14 protein-coding genes are annotated in these 18,239 nt (G+C 73.3%); 4 read left to right on the plus strand and 10 right to left on the minus strand.

The annotated features are described in order from the left end of the window. Positions 1-35: 35 nt before the first annotated feature. The 4 genes from ACFC02_RS14470 to ACFC02_RS14485 all read right to left on the minus strand — a co-directional run bounded on the left by ACFC02_RS14470 (position 36) and on the right by ACFC02_RS14485 (position 4,183). Positions 36-1,901 carry an anthranilate synthase family protein gene (locus ACFC02_RS14470; protein ID WP_376356433.1) on the minus strand — a complete coding sequence of 622 codons (1,866 nt, stop codon included), beginning with the start codon at positions 1,899-1,901 and terminating at the stop codon, positions 36-38. A gap of 125 nt (positions 1,902-2,026) precedes the next feature. Continuing rightward, the gene (locus ACFC02_RS14475; protein ID WP_376356381.1) at positions 2,027-2,650 is read right to left on the minus strand and encodes an isochorismatase family protein; all 624 of its coding nucleotides are present in this window, start codon (positions 2,648-2,650) and stop codon (positions 2,027-2,029) included. 60 nt (positions 2,651-2,710) lie between these two features. Beyond that, positions 2,711-3,481 carry a 2,3-dihydro-2,3-dihydroxybenzoate dehydrogenase gene (locus ACFC02_RS14480; protein WP_376356383.1) on the minus strand — a complete coding sequence of 257 codons (771 nt, stop codon included), beginning with the start codon at positions 3,479-3,481 and terminating at the stop codon, positions 2,711-2,713. Positions 3,482-3,565: 84 nt separating this feature from the next. After that, the gene (locus ACFC02_RS14485; protein ID WP_376356385.1) at positions 3,566-4,183 is read right to left on the minus strand and encodes an NAD(P)H-dependent oxidoreductase; all 618 of its coding nucleotides are present in this window, start codon (positions 4,181-4,183) and stop codon (positions 3,566-3,568) included. Between the two features lie 352 nt (positions 4,184-4,535). On the opposite strand from ACFC02_RS14485, the gene ACFC02_RS14490 reads away from it, so the two are divergent. After that, the gene (locus ACFC02_RS14490; RefSeq protein WP_376356387.1) at positions 4,536-6,626 is read left to right on the plus strand and encodes a helix-turn-helix domain-containing protein; all 2,091 of its coding nucleotides are present in this window, start codon (positions 4,536-4,538) and stop codon (positions 6,624-6,626) included. Here ACFC02_RS14490 and ACFC02_RS14495 read toward each other — a convergent pair. Both ACFC02_RS14495 and ACFC02_RS14500 read right to left on the minus strand, forming a co-directional pair. After that, entirely contained in the window at positions 6,614-7,876 is a 1,263-nt protein-coding gene (locus ACFC02_RS14495; RefSeq protein ID WP_376356389.1) for an IS701 family transposase, read from the minus strand. The genes ACFC02_RS14490 and ACFC02_RS14495 overlap by 13 nt on opposite strands. Positions 7,877-8,620: 744 nt before the next feature. Continuing rightward, a complete protein-coding gene (locus ACFC02_RS14500; RefSeq protein WP_376356391.1) occupies positions 8,621-10,297 on the minus strand; it encodes a beta-1,3-glucanase family protein in 1,677 nt (558 codons plus the stop codon). Positions 10,298-10,760: 463 nt separating this feature from the next. On the opposite strand from ACFC02_RS14500, the gene ACFC02_RS14505 reads away from it, so the two are divergent. Further along, on the plus strand, positions 10,761-11,747 hold the full coding sequence (locus ACFC02_RS14505) for an Ig-like domain-containing protein (RefSeq protein WP_376356393.1): 987 nt from the start codon (positions 10,761-10,763) through the stop codon (positions 11,745-11,747). On the opposite strand, the gene ACFC02_RS14510 is transcribed toward ACFC02_RS14505, so the two are convergent. The 4 genes from ACFC02_RS14510 to ACFC02_RS14525 form a co-directional block, all read right to left on the minus strand. Further along, positions 11,669-12,868 carry a hypothetical protein gene (locus tag ACFC02_RS14510; protein ID WP_376356395.1) on the minus strand — a complete coding sequence of 400 codons (1,200 nt, stop codon included), beginning with the start codon at positions 12,866-12,868 and terminating at the stop codon, positions 11,669-11,671. The two genes, ACFC02_RS14505 and ACFC02_RS14510, sit on opposite strands and share 79 nt — an antisense overlap. Then, the gene (locus tag ACFC02_RS14515; protein ID WP_360977338.1) at positions 12,865-13,740 is read right to left on the minus strand and encodes a patatin-like phospholipase family protein; all 876 of its coding nucleotides are present in this window, start codon (positions 13,738-13,740) and stop codon (positions 12,865-12,867) included. The genes ACFC02_RS14510 and ACFC02_RS14515 overlap by 4 nt, the downstream gene beginning before the upstream one ends. A 61-nt stretch (positions 13,741-13,801) precedes the next feature. Then, complete coding sequence (locus ACFC02_RS14520) at positions 13,802-15,325, minus strand: alpha/beta hydrolase (RefSeq protein ID WP_376356398.1); 1,524 nt, start codon at positions 15,323-15,325, stop codon at positions 13,802-13,804. A gap of 123 nt (positions 15,326-15,448) precedes the next feature. After that, positions 15,449-16,132, minus strand: a complete 684-nt coding sequence (locus ACFC02_RS14525; protein ID WP_376356400.1) for a nitroreductase family protein — start codon at positions 16,130-16,132, stop codon at positions 15,449-15,451. A 285-nt stretch (positions 16,133-16,417) separates the two neighbouring features. On the opposite strand from ACFC02_RS14525, the gene ACFC02_RS14530 reads away from it, so the two are divergent. Together ACFC02_RS14530 and ACFC02_RS14535 are read left to right on the plus strand one after the other, a co-directional pair. Next, the gene (locus tag ACFC02_RS14530; RefSeq protein WP_376356435.1) at positions 16,418-16,675 is read left to right on the plus strand and encodes a hypothetical protein; all 258 of its coding nucleotides are present in this window, start codon (positions 16,418-16,420) and stop codon (positions 16,673-16,675) included. Positions 16,676-16,825: 150 nt separating this feature from the next. Next, complete coding sequence (locus tag ACFC02_RS14535; RefSeq protein ID WP_376356401.1) at positions 16,826-18,091, plus strand: spore photoproduct lyase family protein; 1,266 nt, start codon at positions 16,826-16,828, stop codon at positions 18,089-18,091. The last annotated feature ends 148 nt before the right edge of the window (positions 18,092-18,239 follow it).

Here is an 18,239-nt window from a genome sequence, read left to right on the forward strand (position 1 = left end):
GGGACGCGGCCCTGTACATCGGAGTACGGAAGCGGTCAGGGAAGGCGGACCCGCGCGCCCAGCACCTCCGCCATGAGACGGCCGACGATGCGCGGGCCGTCCTCGGTCAGCAGCGACTCGGCGTGGAACTGCATCGAGGCGAAGTGCGGGCCCCGCAGCGCGTGCACCTCGCCGCTGCCCGGCTCCCGGCTCACCTCCACCACGCCGACGTCCGGGCACTCCACCCGGTCGGCGTCGCTGACCGCGGCGAAGGTGTTGTAGAAGCCGACCCGCTCCGGGGAGCCGAAGAGATCGATCTCGCGCTGCACCCCCTGGTGCGGTACCTCACGCCGGGTCAGGGCGAAGCCGAGTTCCGCGCTCAGCACCTGGTGGCTCAGGCACACGGCGAGGAACGGCCGCCGCTCGCGCAGCAGCGTGCGCACCGCGGAGCGCATGTGGCCGATCCGGGGATCGTCCGTCTGCCAAGGCGAGCCCGGACCCGGCCCCAGCACCACGAGGTCGTGGGCGTCCACCTCGTACGGCTCGTCGAAACGGCGCACCGTCACGGACAGGTCCAGCGCACGGAGCTGATGGGCGATCATCGCGGTGAAGGCGTCCTCGGCGTCGACGACCAGCACCCGGCGCTCGGTCAGTGCCGGGGCCGGCGAGGCCGGGCCGGCCCGCTCCGCCAGCCAGAACCCGGCGAGCGTCGCGTTGCGCCGCTCCAGCGCGGCCCGTACGCGCGGGTGCTCGGCGAACCTTCGGGGCTCGTCGGCCTCCAGCGCGGACAGCAGCCCGGCCGCCTTGGCCCGGGTCTCGGCCACCTCGGAGGCCGGGTCGGAGTGCCGTACGAGAGTGGCTCCGACGCCGATGCGTACCCGGCCGCCGGTGTCGATGTCGGCGGTGCGGATGAGGATGGAGGAGTCCAGCGTGCGGCGGCCGCGCTCATCGCGCCCCATCAGCGCCACGGCCCCGCTGTAGTAGCCGCGGCCCTGCGGCTCGTAGCGGCGGATGACACGGCAGGCACTCTCCAGCGGGCTGCCGGTGACCGTCGGCGCGAACATCGTCTCGTGCAGCACACGGCGCGGGTCGCGGTCGCTGCGCCCCTCGATGACGTACTCCGTGTGGGCCAGGCGGGCCATCTCCTTGAGGTACGGCCCCACCACGCGTCCGCCCGTGTCACAGATGCGGGCCATCATCTTCAGCTCCTCGTCGACGACCATGTACAGCTCGTCGGCCTCCTTCGTGTCGGCGAGGAACTCCAGCACCTCCGGCAGGGTCGGGCCGGACGGCGGGTACCGGTAGGTGCCGCTGACCGGGTTCATCACGGCGACGCCGTCCCGCAGGCTGATGTGCCGTTCGGGGGTGGCGCCGACGAAGGTGCGCTCCCCGGTGTGGACGACGAAGGTCCAGTACGTGCCCGACTCCCGCTCCAGCAGCCGCCGGAAGAACGCCAGCGCGCTGCCGACGCTGTAGCCGGCGATGTCGGCGACGTACGAGCGCTTGATGACGAAGTTCGCCCCGGCGCCCTGCCCGATCTCGTCGGCGACCACCGCGCGGACGGTGCCGGCGTACGTCTCGTCGTCCATGTCGAAGTGCCCGCCGGTCAACCGGATCGGCACGTCGGGCACGCGGGCCAGCACCTCGGCGACCGACAGTTCGCTCTGCTCCGTGACGGTCAGGGCGAGCAGCGGTGCGCCGTCGTCCGCGCACGCGAAGCCGCGTTCCGAGATCTGCCGGTACGGTATGACCGTCAGCACCTCGTGCCGCGGCCCCGCGGCCCCGGCGGCGCTCTCCGGCAGCGGTATGCCGGCCAGCGTGGCGGGGGTGGACACCTCGCCGGCCAGCACCTCCACCACTGCCGGGCCGGCGGTCTCCGGGCGGTGCAGCAGCGCGAAGGCGGGCGGCCGCGGCGCCAGCACCCGGCTGAGCAGGTCCTGCCGCTGCGGGGACGAGTCATGCCCCTGCGGGGACGAGTCATGCCCCTGCGGGGACGAGTCGCGCCCCTGCGGTGCCGCACCGGAGTGCGGGCCGTGTCCGGCCCGGGTCACGCGAAGACCTCCTTGGCGGTCACGGTCATCGCGCAGCGCGCCGCGGCGTACTCGAGGGCCATACGGTGGTGCGCCGCGGAGAAGTCCGCGACGGCGTCGGCCACCAGGAAGGTCCGGATGTCATGGCTGAACGCCTCGACCGCGGTCATGAGGACACCGACATGGGCGTACACACCGCACACGATGAGCTGGTCGCGACCGCCGTCGCGCATCCGGTCCAGCAGCTCGGAGCGGAAGAACGCGCTGTAGCGCCACTTGGTGAGGACCCAGTCCTGGGGAGCCGGGGTCAGGGCGTCCACGATCCGCCGGTCGGCGGGCGCCGCCGTCATCCCGGGGCCCCAGAAGTCACGCAGCAGTCCGCGCTGCGCCTCGGTCATGTCGCCGGGCTGCGCGGTGTACGCGACCGGGACGCCGAGCGCGGCGCACCGCTCGCGCAGCAGCGCGGCGTTGGCCACCAGCTCGAGCCGCGGGGTGTCCGGCAGGGGCTTCAGGAAGTACCGCTGCATGTCGTGGACGAGCAGGACCGCGCGAGCGGGGTCCGGGGTCCACTGGGCGACGTTGCCGGGCAGGTCGGCCGCGGTGGGCAGGGCGTACGGTTCGATGCGGGGTATGCCCGCCATGGCTTTCCTCCGTTGCCGGGAACACGTGGGTGGGGGACGCCCGCACGGGGGCCGGTGCGGTCAGGCACCGAGTGCGGCGCCGCCGTCGACCGTGAGGTCGTGCAGCGTGATGTGGGAGGCCTGGTCGGAGAGCAGGAAGACGACGGCCGCGGCGACGTCCGCCGGGCGCGCCAGCCGGCCCAGCGGGATGCCCACGCGGAACGCCTCCGGCCGGCCCTCGACCGTCCCCCGGGGGCCCGACTCGTCGTGCCACATCGACGACAGCATCGGGGTGTCGGTCGAACCGGGGGCCACGACGTTGCAGCGGATCCCGTGTCTGGCCACCTCCAGGCCCAGACTCTTGGTGAACATGGACGCCGCGGCCTTGGAGGCGGCGTAGGCGGCCATCTGAGTGCGGGGCGTGGCGGCGGCGTTGGACGCCACGGTGACGACGGCTCCCCGGGAGCGGGGCACCATGCGGGAGACGACCGCGCGGCACATGTGGAAGACGCCGGTGGCGTTGACCGCGAAGGTGGCCGCCCAGTCCTCGTCCGCCAGGTCCCTCGTCTCGCCCAGACGCAGCACTCCGGCCGCGTTGACCAGGTACTCCACCGGCCCGAGCTGTTCCTCGACGGCGCCGACCACGGAGTCGACCCGGGCACTGTCCGACACGTCGCAGCCGAACGCCTGAACGCTCAGTCCGTCGGCCACCGCCGCCGCCACGGTGCCGCGCAGCCGCGCCACGTCGCGGTCGAGGGCGGCCACTCGCACGCCCCGCTCGCCGAGCGCCCGGACCACGGCCGCGCCGATCCCGCCCGCGGCCCCGGTGACCAGGGCAACTTTGTGCTCCATCTGTTCCGTCCTCCGCTGGTGCTGGTGCTGGTGCTGGTGCTGGTGCTGGTGCTGGTGCTGGTGGCCGGGGGCCCGGGCGGGGCGTCAGCCCGCGGCGGAACCGCGCTTCAGGGCGCCGGCGATGTCGATGACACGGCGGGCCTGCACCTCGATCGCGGCGAGGTTGCCGGGAGCCGCGCCGGCGGGGCGGCCCCGGGAGACGCTGCTGACGCCGTACGGGTTGCCGTTGTCCGGCGTGGCGAGGACGGGGTCCACGGCGCCGGTCGGCACGAGGATCGAGCCCCAGTGGTAGAAGGTGTTGTTGAGGGCCAGGATGGTGCTCTCCTGGCCGCTGTGCGTGGCCGCCGTGGAGGTGAAGGACGCCACGATCTTGTTCACGAGCTTCCCCGCGAGGGACAGCGTGACGGTGGTGTCGAGGAACTGCTTGAGCTGGGCCGCGGGCAGCCCGAAGCGGGTCGGCGTGCCGAACAGCAGCGCGTCGGCCCACTCCAGGTCCTCCAGGGCGGCCTCGGGGACGTCGCGCGTCGCGGCGAGATGGCCGGCCCAGGCGGGGTTCCCGGCGACCGTGTCCGGAGGGAAGAGTTCGGCGACCCGCCGCAGGCGTACGTCGGCGCCCGCCTTCCTCCCGGCGGTCGCCGCGGCGTCGGCCAGCTGGTGGACGTTCCCGGTGGACGAGTAGTAGATGACGGCGAGATTGGTCATAGCGCTTCCCGTTGGCGTGAAAAAGGCGCACGGATGCCCGCCCGGCACGCAAGGACGCCCCGGTGCCCGGCACCGTGAGCCGCGGCCGGCTCCCGGTCGCCACGATCGTGGGCCGCGGCCCACGGACCCGCCAACGGCTTGAGCCGCACTCCGTCAAGTACGGCCGACTCCATCAGGTCGGGCAGGAGCGGACGGCACTGCTCCCCACCGGCGAGGGGCGGGCGTCCACGGCAGTGTGAACGCCCCTCGGCCCCGACAACGTTTCAACAAAATGTTGACTGCGTCCGTGGCACATGCATAGCTTCAAGCTCTCGCCAGTCAGGGAGCACAGCTGTAGCACCGGGGGAGCCACGTGCCACGGGACCACGCCAAGTCGTACACCACTGCCGTACGGGAGTTACTCGCCGGCGAAGCGCCGGCCGACCGCCTGGAGGACCTGGTGGCGTACGTCCGGCGCGGCGGGCCCGGAGCGGGGGAGTACGAACACAGGGGGGAGAGCGGACAAAGGGGGGAGTGCGGACCAAGGGGGGACGAAGGACAGGCAGGGCAGTACGAACAACTGGAACGCGCCCGGGACCTGGAACTGAGCCTCTACGCACAGCTGGGCCGCCGGCACCGGCTGGAGAAGGGGCTGTCGACGCTGGTCGACATCGCCCGGGACCTCGCGGCACCGTACGACCTGGCCTCCCTGCTCAAGGTCGTCACCCGGCGCACCCGGACCCTGCTCGGCACCGACATGTCCTTCATCGCCTTTCCCGAGGAGGACGAAGGAGTGGTCCGGGTCCGGGCCTGCGAGGGCCACACCTCGACGCTCACCGTGGGGCTGCGACTGCCCGACGACGCAGGGCTGGTCGGCGACGTCCTGGCCGGCTCGGCGCCCGCCTGGACGCCCGACTACCTCACCGACGGCTCGATCCGGCGCAGTCGGGCCCTCGACGAGGTGGTCCGCGCCGAGGGACTGCACGCCGTGAGCGCGGTTCCGCTCAGCTACGGCGGCAGGACCTTCGCCGTGCTCTACGCGGCCGACCGCAAGGTCAGGCACTTCACGACCGACGAGATCTCGCTGATGACATCCCTGGGGCACCTGGCCGCCGCGGCCGTGGAGAACGCCCGTGTCCTGGACCGGTCCACCGCCCTCGTCCGCCGCCTCTCGCATACGGCCGACCGCACCGAGTCGGCCCTGCGCGAGCAACGCGAACTGGGAGCGTTCCAGGACCGGTTGACGGATCTGGTGCTCGACGGCACGGACCTGCACGCGGTGGCCGTGGAGCTGGCCCGCCGCCTCGGCGGAACGGTACGCGTCTGCGCGACGGACGGCACGGTGCTCACCGACACCGCGGACCGCACCCCGGCAGCCGGGCCGTGCCGGGCGGACCCGCCCGCGGGGGCGGACGACGGCCCCCGCGCGGCCACCACCGGGGACCTCGCGGCGGTAGCCGCCGCCATGAGGGCCCACGGTGCCGCCAGGCCGCTGCCGACGGACGACGACACCTGGGTGGCGCCGATCCTCGCCGGCGACGAGGTGCTGGGCTCGCTCTTCCTGCGTCCCGGCCGACCGCTCACCGGCCTCGACGAGCGGCTGCTGCGCCTGGCCACCCGTTGCGTGGCGGTGCTGTTGCTCTCACGCGGCGGCCGTAGCGCCGCCGACGACCGCGGCCGGGTGCGCGACCAGCTCTTCGACGACCTCCTCACCCACTCCGAGCACCCTCCCCGGCGACTGGAGACCACCGCGCTCCGACTGGGCATCGACATGGGGCAGCCGCACGTCGTGGTCCTCGCCCGGCCCCAGGAGGGCGACCGGCGCAGGGTGGTGGTCTGGGCGGCCTCCTACGCGCGGCGCAAGGGCGGGCTGAAGAGCGTGCACGACGGCGAAGCCGCGCTGCTCCTGCCGGGCGCGGACGCCGCAGCCGCCGCCCGGGCCGTCCACGACGAGCTGTCACCGCTGCTCGGCACCGCCGTGACCGTCGGCGCCGCCGGCCCGGTGACCGGAACAGGATCGGTCCTCCGGGGCCACAGGGAGGCGCAGCGCTGCCTCGACGCGATGAGCGCACTCGGCGCCCAAGGAAGCGCCGCGTCCCTGCGCGAACTGGGTTTCCTAGGGCTGCTCCTGGCCGACGACCACGATGTCGACGGCTTCATCGACGCGACGATCGGTCCGGTGACCGACACCGACCGGCGCTCGTCCACCGACCTCGCCCGCACCCTGGAGACGTACTTCGACACCGGGGGCAGCCCCACGCACGCGGCCCGAAGACTGCACGTGCACCCCAACACCGTCGCCCGCCGCCTCAAGCGGGTCAGTGAGCTGCTGGGAGCCGAGTGGCAGAACCCGGAGCGGGCCTTCGAGGTCCGTACGGCGCTCAGGCTGGCACGGATCCGGCATGTCCTGCGCGCCCGCCGCGGCGCGCCGCACCGCGAGCGCGTGCCCGGTCAGGACGCCTGATCCAGGTACGCCCCGGCCGCGCCGGTCAGGGCGGCCACCGCGTGCGCGGCGGAGGCGAGCGTGACATGGCGGTGCCAGCCGCTGAAGGACCGGCCGGCGTAGTCCCGCAGCCCGACCTGGTCCGAGATCGCGGCGAAGTCCCGGTCGACCCTGCGCAGCAGCGACCCGAGCCGCAGCAGGGCGGCGGGGGGCGCCTTGGTCAGGTCGGTCAGCCACAGCGCCGCGGGCCACCGCTGGCGCCCCCGCCACTCGCCGACGAGCAGCAGGTCCGTGCCGCCGGCCGCTGCGACCGCGGCGTCGCCGGTCCGGCGGGCGGACGGCCCTGCGCCCGCTTCCCCCGGCAGCGCGACCCGCAGGCCCGCGACCAGGCTGGTCCGTACGGCACCGCGGTCCGCCCCCCGGCGGGCCGGTCGCCGCATCTCCCGGGCGGCGCCCATGATCTGGTGCGCCGGCACCGGGGCGCCGCCGCGCGGCGCGAGGGCCGCATCCGTCACGGACAGCGGCAGCGAGCCGCTGACACGGGCCAGTACGGGCAGGTTCGCCGCGCGCAGCCTGCGGACCACCGCCGCGCCGTCCGCGTCCCGCGCGTCCAGCACCACCGGCCGCACCGGCAGCCCCACCTCCGCCGCCGTGTCGAGGCACGCCTCGATGGAGCAGTCGCCTAGGGTCCGCTCCAGCAGCAGCCCCTCGGGGATCGACGCCCGCACCCGCCGCCGTCCGTTCCCCAGCCAGTCCGCGGAGAGCAGCAGCCGCCAGTTGACCGGCGCGCACAGCCGCTCCGACGCCGCCCAGACGCCCACGGCCTGCTGGGCGTTGAGCACCTGGCCCATGGCGGACACGAACTGCCGCTCCACCCCCACGGAGTGCTCACCGGCCTTGGGAATGACCAGGGGATGCACGACCCACGCCTCGGGCGGCGCCACACGGGCCAGGTAGCGCGCCAGGTCCCGGCGCACCGAGACCCAGTCCCACGTCGAGCTGGTGACGAAGTGGTGCAGTCGCTGCTCGGTGGCCGATCCACCGGTCGTGGCGGCGATGTTCCGTATCGACTTGCGCCCCTCGGTGCGCAGCAGGCCGCCCACGTACTCCATGCCCCTCCTGCGCTGGTCCCGGCGGGGCAGGGACGCGAACAGCGCCGAGCACAGGTCGTCGAAGACGTCGTCGCAGGCACCGACGGGGGCCGGGCCGCCGGCCCGGTTCCGTCCGTCCGCCGCGCACACGCCGCCGTCCCCCATCTCATCCCCCGTCACGTCCGTCTGGGAACCACACAACTCACCGCTGCTGTCCCTTCCACTGTGTGTGACCGGCCGGGCCCCGCCTAGGTGGGCAGGGCACACACCTGCCGTGCTGAGTGGTGGCCGGGCCACCCGTCTGTAGAGGAGGACGGAACGATCTCCCGATCTTCGTGTCTTCGGCCAGTACGAGGGCCCGCCGGGAGCCGTGGAGACTGCCGGCTGCGGGTCGCGGCCGCTCCGGGGTGCGAGCCGTGAGCGCGAAGGCGACCGGGACACGCGCCACCCGCTGGACGTGCGCTACGAGGTGGGCGACGTCTGTGACCTGCGGACTTTCGAGCAGCGCTTTCGCGCAGGCCGGCCTCCGAGACCGTCAGCGGGACCCAGGCCGCCTCGCTGAACCCGGCAGCCCGCAGGCACCTCTCGTAGACCTCCCGGCGCGGGCGGCTGGCGACGAACGAGACCGGCGGGTCGAGCAGTGCGGTGATCCGCACCTGCGGTCCGGTCTCGGCCTCCTCCCCGGTGAGTACGCTGCGAAAGCCGTACTTCTCCGGGGTCGGTCCGTCGAAGCTGAAGTTTCGACATCGGGCTGGCGGTCCGACTCTTCGGCTACGCCGAGGACATCGCCGTCATGGAGCGAGTCCGGCGCGGACTTCTGGGCGGACTTCCACGCCGACCCGCCGTTGGAGATGCTGCGCTGCCGGGCCTGACGAGCCACCGGGCAGGTACCCCGGCGGGCGGAGCAGTGCTGTGCTCGTGAGATCAGTGAGTGAAGGTGAACCAGTTGACGTTGACGAACTCGACGGTGCTCTCCGCGAACGTCACGTAGAGGTCGTGGACCCCGGTGACCGCCCGGGTGATGTTGGCGGGCACGGTGCGCCAGGTCTGCCAGCCGCCCGTGGAACCGAGGTCGATCTCGGCGATCTGCGGCCCGGTGGCGCTGTCCACCCGCACGCGGATCGCGCCGCTGACGCCGGCACCCACTCCGGAGGCGACCCGGGCCAGGAACTGCGCCGGGGAGGCGGAACCGAAGTCCACCGAGGCGTACTTCAGCCAGTCCCCGGCCGCGAGGTACCCCACGTCGCGGCCGCCGCCGGTGTCGGTGCAGGTCTCGGTCTGCGTGCCGCTCTGAGCGGTGTAGTCCTCCGCCTGGATGGTGGAGTAGGCGCTGGTGCCGCCGCCTCCCGGGGGCGGGGTCGTCCCTCCGCCGCCGGGACCCAGGGTGATGGTCCAGGAGGTGGGCGCGGGGTCCTGGAGGTGGCCGTCGACCGGGGCGCTGCCGGTGGGGCCGACGTCGTCGTACGGGAAGGCGTAGCCGATGTTCGCGTACCGGTGCACCAGACGGGCGTAGTGGTTGGTGATCGACTCCGTGTAGTACTGGGCGGGAGTGACACCGTTCGGCTGGGAAGCCCCTCCGGCGACCAGGAGGCTGGAGCGGTTGAGGGCGGCGGCGAGGCGGGCGGCGACGGCGCCGCGTGCGTCGGCGCCGGAGTTGTACAGCGGGCCGCTCGCGCAGCCGAAGATGTCGGCGGCGGAAGGCTTGGTGAAGGGCACCCCGTTGGTGTTGAGCCCGGCGAACGTGAGCACGTCGCCGCTGACGGTCCCGGAGTAGGCGCCGATCGACCCCTGGCCGTCCACGGTGAGGGTGTGGGTGCGGTAGTAGTCCCACACCCGGTCCAGGTACGGCCTCCAGTACGCGCCGAAGTCCGTGGGCGCGTGGGAGGGCGCCAGTACGCGCAGGACCGTGCCCGCGGAGTCGGTGGCGACCAACTGGTCCCAGGGCGCGCCGTCCGCCGCGTGCTGTGCCCGCAGCCCGGAGGCGAGGGACGCAAGGGCCCCCGAGGGCAGGGCCGCTACCGACTGGTTCCCGGCGGCGCCGGTGGTGGCCATCGAGACCGGCAGGGCGACCATGTCGACATAGCTGATGTTGGCGTACAGGTTCGCCGAGTTGTAGGTGAACTCGCAGAACGTCCAACTGGTGGTCCAGTTGGGATCGGTGCTGGTGAAGCCGGGCTGCACCAGGCCGGGCACGCCGCCGTTGCCGCCCGGCGGGTTGACGAAGAACTGGATCTTGCGCCCGGTCGAGAACCAGACGCGGCCGCCGATCACGTAGTCGCCCAGCGTCAGACGCGTGGGCGCGGAACCCGAACCGCCCAGGGGGATGGCGTAGTCGGGCGTCGGTGTCAGCACCGAGGACGGGCTGGGCAGCCGGTGGAAGCGTCCGTCCGCGGTGACGAAACCGGGCCATCCGGAGGTGTCCGCACCGGATATGTACGCATAGACCGGTGCGGAGCCGCCCGAGTTGTTGGCGAGCGCGATCGGGAGAGCGGCGGCGAGGGTGCCTGCTCGCGAGCGGGCGGTGGCGGTGCCGGCAGCCGTCAGGGGGAGAGCGGTCGCGGTGGCCGCTGCGGCGGTGAGAAGGGCACGACGGGAGAGCACAACGGCCTCCTGGGGTGGGTGTGGGGGTTGTCGCCTCGCGGAGACGGGGAGGTGGGGGAGGAGCGATGGGAGCGCTACCACTATTGGACTGAACCAATTGACGGGTCAAGAGGTTTGCGGGAGACGGGAGTCGGCGACCGTTCGCCGTCCACGTGGCCGGCGCGCCGTACCGGCGGCCGGGCGGGGGCCGGCCCGGGGCCGCGGCTCGGCCACCGTCGGCGGGCGGAGACCGGCGCGGCAGCGGGGGCCTGAGGCCGGCTCAGCGCTCCACGGCCGCACCGGGCCGGCCCGCGCGTCCGGCCGGTGCCACCCCGACGGACCTGCTCTCGGTCCGATTTTTGAGAGACGCTTTACGCGGCATCGGGGAACCCGTTCCCGGGACTTCACCATCTGACAGGGGAGTGAGCCCGACCGGGAAGTGTGAGCCCGTCGGGGCCGGAGAGTCGAGAGAGCGAGGCAGGTCATGGGACGGCGCAGGGGCGGCATAGGGATCGCACTCGTCATGGGCGCGGTGCTGGTGGGCGCGAGCGCCTGTGGCCACGGCGGCAGTGACCAGGCCACCGGCACCGACGCGAAGGGTTCGCACAAGCCGAGCGCCGGTTCGTCCCCGTCACCCACGAAACCGGCGGGCCCGCCGATGCTGCTGGAGACGATCACCCCGCAGTCGGGCACCACGGTCGGGGTGGCCATGCCGATCTCGGTGGTCTTCAGCAACCCGGTGGCGGCGAAGGCCCGGGCCACGGTCGAGAAGCACATGAAGGTGAGCGCCTCCCAGCCGGTGGCCGGCGCCTGGCACTGGTTCGGCGACAAGCGCGCCGACTGGCGCCCGAAGGAGTACTGGCCCTCCGGTACGACGGTGAAGATCGACGCCGACCTGACGGGCGTCGGCAACGGCAACGGACGCTACGGCGTGCACGGCTACACGCACACTTTCAAGGTCGGCGACGACGTGCGCGCCGACGTCTCGGTGCGCGGCCACACCATGAAGGTGACCCGCAACGGCCACGCCGTGCGCACCCTGTCCATCAACGCGGGCAGCGCCCAGTACCCGACGTGGAACGGCACGATGGCCGTCATCGACAAGCAGAAGAAGGTCCACATGACCTCCTGCAGCGTCGGCATCAGCTGCCAGAAGGGCAGCGCCAACTACTACGACCTCACGCTGCCCTGGGACGTCCACCTCACCCAGTCCGGTACCTACGTGCACTACTCGACCGGCGACCCCGACCCGGGCAGCGGCAGCGCCCGCGGCTCGCACGGCTGCGTCCACCTCTCCCTGTCGGACGCCAAGTGGTTCTACAACCAGGTCAAGCAGGGCGACCCCATCACCATCACCGGCTCGCCCCGCGCCAAGGCGCCCGCCGACAACGGCTACGCCGACTTCAACCTGGGATGGGACCAGTGGCTCGCGGGCAGCGCGTCGGGGGAGGGCACGACCGCCACGCTGTGACGCGCCGCTGCCGGCCCCGCGCGACCTTCCGAACAGCCCGGCCGACGGGGCCTCACGCGTGTATCGCGTCCGGACCGGCGTGGCGGGCCGTCCAGCGGTCGACGCGGGCCCACTGGGCGAGCAGCCACTCGCTGCGGGCGTCGTCGCCCTGCGGCACGCGGCACGCGGCCTGCGGGTATGCGCCACCAGTGCGCCCGCACGCTCTCACGCAGCGGCAGCCGGTTCCAGGCGGTGCGGACCGAGTGGATCGCGTCGAGGCCGGTGTGGGCCACGAAGACCACGTCGGCCGTGGGCGCGGCGGCGATCGCGGCCAGAGCACCTGCGTCCCGCGGCGGCAGGACGTGGTGCATCCGCTCCGCGCGGGACGCCCGGCCCGGCGCCCCCCGGCGGCGCAGCGAGGCGATCGCGCGCCGCCGGCGGCGCGGTGTGAAGTTGCCGCCCTCCGGAAAGAGCACGAGGGCGTCGCCCGGGCCCAGCCCGGCCGCCAGGTCCCCGATCGCGTCCTCGGACCGCCCGCGCAACGAGGGCAGGAAGCAGTGGGGGACCCGTCCGATGAGGACGTCGAGCGCGGGATCGGCGCGCAGGACCCGTTTCAGGACCGTGTGGGGCCGCAGCCCGGCCCGGCCGAGCAGCGTCTGGAGCAGCAGGAAGGAATCGCCGGTACCGGCGTGCCGGGCGAAGACCAGGAGGGGCGCCGCCCCAGCGCCGGTCCCGCCCGGCAGCGGGGGCGTCACCTCCACCCGGAGCCGGAAGACCCGCTCGCCCGCCCGCCGCAGGACTCGCAACAGCCTCTCCAGCACGGCGAACGCGTCCGCGGCACGCCGCTCTGCCCCCGCCCGCCCCTCGGGCAGCCGACGCGCCCACAGCCCGGCGGCGGCTGTCACTCCGGCCAGATCCACCAGGAGGTACAGCAGGGCGAAGCAGGTGATCCGCACCGGCCTCCAGGGCCCGCGCGTGGCGAGCGAGACCGGCGCGCACAGCAGGGCCGCCACGACGAGGAGCGCGGCCACCACGGGGACGAGGGCGAACAGCAGCGCGATGGTGAGGGTCCGGCGCAGCCCGGTGACCACCGCGCCGGTGAGCCGCGCCGGGCGGCTTCGTCGCGCGCCCGAGGCGGTCATGGTGCGCCGTCGGAGGCGCCGAGGGCGGTGTCGAGGTACCGGGAGGAGGCCGCGTAGGCGCGCTCGATGCGCTCGGCGGTCCGCCCGAAGCTGCGGTACCGCAGCTGCCGCAGGGTCCCTGTGCCCTCCTCGGGGGCCGAGCCCGACGGCAGCACACGGACCGTGACGCCGGGCGGCAGGTCCGCCATGTCCCGGGCGAACCGGTGCCGGCGAGCGATCTCGAACGCCACCAGCGCCACCTCCCAGGGAGCGCGCGGCGGCGAGAGCGGGCGCTCGACGCGGCCGACCTGCAGGACGTACACCTCGCTCGCCCCGAGGGCCACCGCGCGGCCGACGGGGATGCTGTTGACCAGGCCGCCGTCGACGTAGTGCTCGCCGTCGAGCCGGATGGGCGGCAGCAGCCCCGGCACCGCGCACGAGGCGAGCACCGCGTCCACCAGCGGCCCCGCGGCGAACCAGTGCTCTGCGGCCCGTTCGATGTTCGCCGCGACGCACTGGAACGGCAGGGCCAGCTCCTCGACGCGTGTCACCGGAAGGTGGGAGGAGAGCAGGTCGCGCAGCGGGGTGGGATGGTACAGGTGGGTGCCGCTGCGCACGGCGGTGCCCAGCCGCCCCAGCAGCGATCCGGAGAACACGCCGGCCCGCCCGAGACCGGTCCACAGGTCGGCGAGCCGGGCCACCGACGCCCGCGACGGGTCGGCCGCCACGGCGGCACCGTTGATCGCGCCGACGGAGGTGCCGACGACGAGGTCCGGGTACAGGTCGGCGGCGAAGAGCGCCTTGAGCATGCCGACCTCGTAGGCGCCCAGCGCACCGCCGCCGCCCAGCACGAAGGCACGGGTCGGCGGGCGGGCGGCACGGCTGTCCTCCATGCCCGAAGGGTGCCCCCGCACAGCCCCGCAAACCAGCGGGCCCCTCACGAGCGCGCTCCGGTCAGTCGCCGTAGACCGTGCCGGGCGCCGGGGCCCGGCCGGTGCGCAGGTACGTGTCGATGGCGTCCCGGGTGTGACTGGGGCCGTGGGCGAGATAGCTGGTGTGGCCGTCGCCCTCACGGGTCACGAGCACACTGGACGACAGCTGGCGGTGCAGCCGCAGCGCCCACGGGTACGCCGTCGACGGGTCGTGGGTGGCGTTGGTGATCAGGATCGGCGGCGCGTTCCGGGCACGGACCGGACGCGGCGGGTTCACCACCGGCGCCGGCCGGCCGACGCACCCGGTCAGGATGGTCCACGACTGGGACGCGCCGCCGAGCCGGGGCGCGGACGCCTCCCCGAGCCGCCGCAGCCGCCGCAGATCGGCGAGGGTCCGGATCGGCGTCGGCCAGTCGAGACACTCGACCGCGATGCCGCTGCCGTTCACGATGTCGTCGCTCGGCCCGGCGGCGAGCGCCGGCGAGAACGCCGAGGCGTCACCGCCCGCCGCCTGCTGCAGGGCGAGGGCGGCGTTGTTGCGCCGGGCCGGGAACAGCAGCAGGTTCTGCAGGTTGAGCCGTATGTCTTCCCCCGTCACGGACGCACGGCAGTCGCCCGCCTCGGCGCACTGCGGGGCCGGGAGCGGCGTACGGTCCGCGCTCGCCACCAGGGTGTCGACGAGCCGCCTCACATCGGTGCCGTGCAGGGCGCAGGAGCCGTCGTCCGCGCACCAGTCGGCGAACCGGTCGAAGGATTCCTCGTAGGCGTGCGCCTCGTACCGCAACAGGCTCGTCGTCCGCAGCGAGTGGTCGAGCGCGCCGTCCAGGGCCAGCGTCCGGATGTGCCGCGGGAACAGTTCGGCGTACGTCGCGCCGAGCTGTGAACCGTAGGACAGTCCGAGGTAGTTGAGCCCGCCCTGGCCGAGCGCCTGGCGCAGGGCCTCCAGGTCGCGTGCGGCGCTGACGGTGTCGACGTGGTCCACGAGAGGTCCGGTGAGCCGCCGGCAGCTCTCGGCCAGCTCCCGGTTGCGCGCGACCAGGCGCCCGAAGGCGGCCTCGTCCTTCGGGAACAGCGAGACCCGGCGGTTGAGCAGCGCCGGGTCGCAGCGCACCGCGCTGCTGAGCCCGATGCCGCGCGGGTCCAGGCCGATCACGTCGAAGTTCTCCCGGGTGGCGGCCGAGAACACCTTCGTGCCCAGGGACTCGGCGTACACGACCCGTGTCCCTGAACCGCCGGGTCCGCCCGGGTCGAAGAACAGGCTGCCGACCGGGTGCGCGCCGGTCGCCGGGAGGCGGTCCACCGTGACCGTGGTGGTCGGCCCCTCGGGGTGCGCGTAGTCGACCGGCACCCGGATGGAGGCGCATCGCAGTTCCTTCGGCGCACCGGGGAAGGGGCACGCCCTCCAGTGGAGGGCAGCCGCCGGCTGCCCGGGGACGGCGGACGAGGCCGTCACGCCGGCCGCCCCGGCCGTCGCAGCCGTCGCGTCGGGCACCGCGAGTGTCGCCGTGACGAACGCCGCCGCGGCGGCGAGCCCGGCCCCCCGCAACACCCTCCGTCGGTGCGGAGGCCGTCCCCCTCGCGCCGGGCGCTCCGTCGCGCCGGCCGTTCCTGGTACGCCGGCGGCGTGTGGTGAAGTGGTCATGCCGGTCACTATGGCGCGACGGCGCCGTCAAGTCACCGGGCTCTCACTGGTTGCCTCTGCCGTCGACTTGCGTACCAGGTACGGGACTTCGCAGTCGGCCGCGGCGTAGCCGATGGGGAAGAGGATGTAGGGCCGCTCGTTGCCGGGCCGACGGCAGATCCTGGTGAGGAAGCCCATCGGGTTGGGTGTGTGCGTCAGGGTGCTCAGCCCCATCGCGTGCAGCGCGGCGATGAAGAAGCCGCACGCGATGCCCACACTCTCGTTCACGTAGTAGTTCTTGCGCAGCGAACCGTCCGGCATCGCGGTGCTCTTCTCGGCGAAGCAGACGACGATCCACGGCACGACGTCGAGGAAGCTCTTGTCCGAACTCGTTTCGAGGCGTGCGAGCGCGGCGCGCCACTCGGGCGGGATCCGCCCGCCCTCGTAATTGACCTGTTCCTCCTCCTCGGCGGCGATGCGGATGCGGTGCTTGGTCTCGGCGTCGCCGATCACCGAGAACTTCCACGGCTGGAAGTGGGCACCGGAGGGGGCGGTGTTCGCCGCGGCGACGGCGAGGTCGACGCACTCGCGCGGGACCGGCTCGTCGCTGAAGAACCGCACGCTGCGGCGGCGGTCGAGGAACGACACGAAGTCCTTGCCCCGCTGGACCGTCTCGGCCTCGTCGTACCGGTCGGGCCGGTAAGGGACGAACGGATGGGTGTGCTGTCTCACGACTGCGCCTCCTGGACCGGGGCCCCCAGCGTGGGTCATCGACAGCCGATTAGGCAACAGACTCCGTGCTCCGTCGTCCATGTGACAAGAAATAGGGCGCGGATGCGCCCCCGAGGTCGCGGATCGGCGGACGCGGTGACACGACAGGGGCTCGACCCGCTCGACGGCCGGATGCTGCGTCTGCTCGGGGAGCGTCCGCGGAGGGCCTGCTGGAGATCGCCCGCCGACTCGGTGTCGCGCGCGGCACCCTGCGGGCACGGCTCGACCGGCTGACCCGCTTGGGCGGTGACCGGCTACGGACCGGAGGCGGACGTCGCCGCGCTCGGCCACGTGGTCGAGGCGTTCACCGCGTTCGAGGTCGACCAGCCGGCCCAGGGACTGCCGGTGGGAGTGCAGCTCATCGGCCCGATGTTCGAGGACCGCACCCCGCCGCGCCTGGCCGAACTGCCCGAACAGCGGATCGCCGGCTTCCGGGCACCGCAGCAGGGCGTGGCACCGGCCGGTCGAGGACAAGGGGCGGACGGGGACGCATCCCGCCGATAGCGAGGTGGCGGGGCCCGCGCGTGTGTCCCGAGACGCGGACGGCGGTCTGCCGCGACGCGCCGGACCGCCGCCCACCGCCGGGCCGGAACACGATCGACGCCGGCGGGGTGACAATGGAGGAACCAGTACCTCACTCCTTCGCGAGTCCCCATGCCTCCACCCCCTGATCACCGCGGCGACCGACAGGCGAGCCTGTTCCCTCTGGACGACCTGATCGACGCCTCCGAACCCCGCACGACCTCCGAACCGCACACGACCTCCGAACCGCGCACGACTTCCGGGCCCCGCACCACGTCCGAGGCCGAGTCCGAGGCCGAGTCCGACCCCTGCTCGTGGCCGGCGGCCCCGTCCCCGGACGCCGATCGCCTGCTGCGGATCCGCGAGATCCACGCCGAGCCCGAGGCGGCCGTGTCGCCACGCGGCCGTGAGATCCTGGCGCGATTCCCGCGGGCCCGCCTGATCGAGGTCGACTCGCACTGGCGCATTCCGCACCTGCACGGCAACGAGGGAAACGTGCAGCGCTGGGCGAGGGTGAAGGCCGAGACACTGGTCCTCGGGGTCCGCAAGTCACTGACCACCCGCCCCAACGGCCGCTCAGCCGACTGGATCGCGCCCGGCGCTTCCAACGGCTGCGCCATGGCCTGCGCCTACTGCTACGTACCGCGCCGCAAGGGCTACGCGAATCCGATCACCGTCTTCACCAACGTGGACCGCATCATCGCCCACCTGGAGCGCCACGTCGCCGAGCAGGGCCGCAAAGCGCAGCCCAACCAGTGCGACCCCGCGGCCTGGGTCTACGACGTCGGAGAGAACGGTGACTGCTCCGTCGACGCGCTGATCAGCGACAACACCGCCGACCTGATCCGGGCCTTCCGTTCCTGGCCGACCGCCAAGGCCAGCTTCGCCACCAAGTTCGTCAACCGCGACCTGCTCCGCCTCGATCCGCGCGGACGCACCCGCATCCGCTTCTCGGTCATGCCGCCGCAGGACGCCAGGCTGCTGGACATCCGCACCAGCCCCGTCCCCGAGCGGATCGCCGCCGCGGCCGACTTCCTGGAAGCCGGTTACGAGGTGCACTTCAACCTGTCGCCCGTCGTGCTGCGCCCCGACTGGGAGGCCGCCTGGGCGGAACTGCTGCGGCAGCTGGACGACGTACTCCCGCCCGCCGTCAAGGCGCAGGCCGCCGCCGAGGTCATCCTGCTCACCCACAACCGCGGCCTGCACGAGATCAACCTCGGTTGGCACCCCCGCGCCGAAGAACTGCTGTGGCGCCCGGAACTCCAGCAGGCCAAGCGGTCCCAGAACGGTGACGACAACGTCCGCTACCGCAGCGGAATGAAAGGGGCCGCCGTGCAGCGCCTACGGGAACTGATCGCGGCGCACGCGCCCTGGCTCACCCTTCGCTACGCCTTCTGACCTGTCGTCCCCGGCGCACCCCGCGTCCGGTGATCAGCGACCCGCACCCAGCGAGCCGATGAGCGGGAGGGAGCAGCCGGCGGCGCGCAGCGGGCCGCGGACGTCGCGGTCGAGGTCGGGGCAGGCAGCCGAACAGGACATGGGCCGG

The organism is Streptomyces sp. NPDC056160 (assembly GCF_042268205.1).
Taxonomy (GTDB): domain Bacteria; phylum Actinomycetota; class Actinomycetes; order Streptomycetales; family Streptomycetaceae; genus Streptomyces.

Bases quoted from the DNA above. Each gene is read 5' to 3' on its own strand.
- ACFC02_RS14475 (WP_376356381.1), bottom strand. From the start codon at position 2,650: ATGGCGGGCATACCCCGCATCGAACCGTACGCCCTGCCCACCGCGGCC.
- ACFC02_RS14480 (WP_376356383.1), bottom strand. From the start codon at position 3,481: ATGGAGCACAAAGTTGCCCTGGTCACCGGGGCCGCGGGCGGGATCGGC.
- ACFC02_RS14510 (WP_376356395.1), bottom strand. From the start codon at position 12,868: ATGACCGCCTCGGGCGCGCGACGAAGCCGCCCGGCGCGGCTCACCGGC.
- ACFC02_RS14505 (WP_376356393.1), top strand. From the start codon at position 10,761: ATGGGACGGCGCAGGGGCGGCATAGGGATCGCACTCGTCATGGGCGCG.
- ACFC02_RS14535 (WP_376356401.1), top strand. From the start codon at position 16,826: ATGCCTCCACCCCCTGATCACCGCGGCGACCGACAGGCGAGCCTGTTC.
- ACFC02_RS14515 (WP_360977338.1), bottom strand. From the start codon at position 13,740: ATGGAGGACAGCCGTGCCGCCCGCCCGCCGACCCGTGCCTTCGTGCTG.
- ACFC02_RS14485 (WP_376356385.1), bottom strand. From the start codon at position 4,183: ATGACCAATCTCGCCGTCATCTACTACTCGTCCACCGGGAACGTCCAC.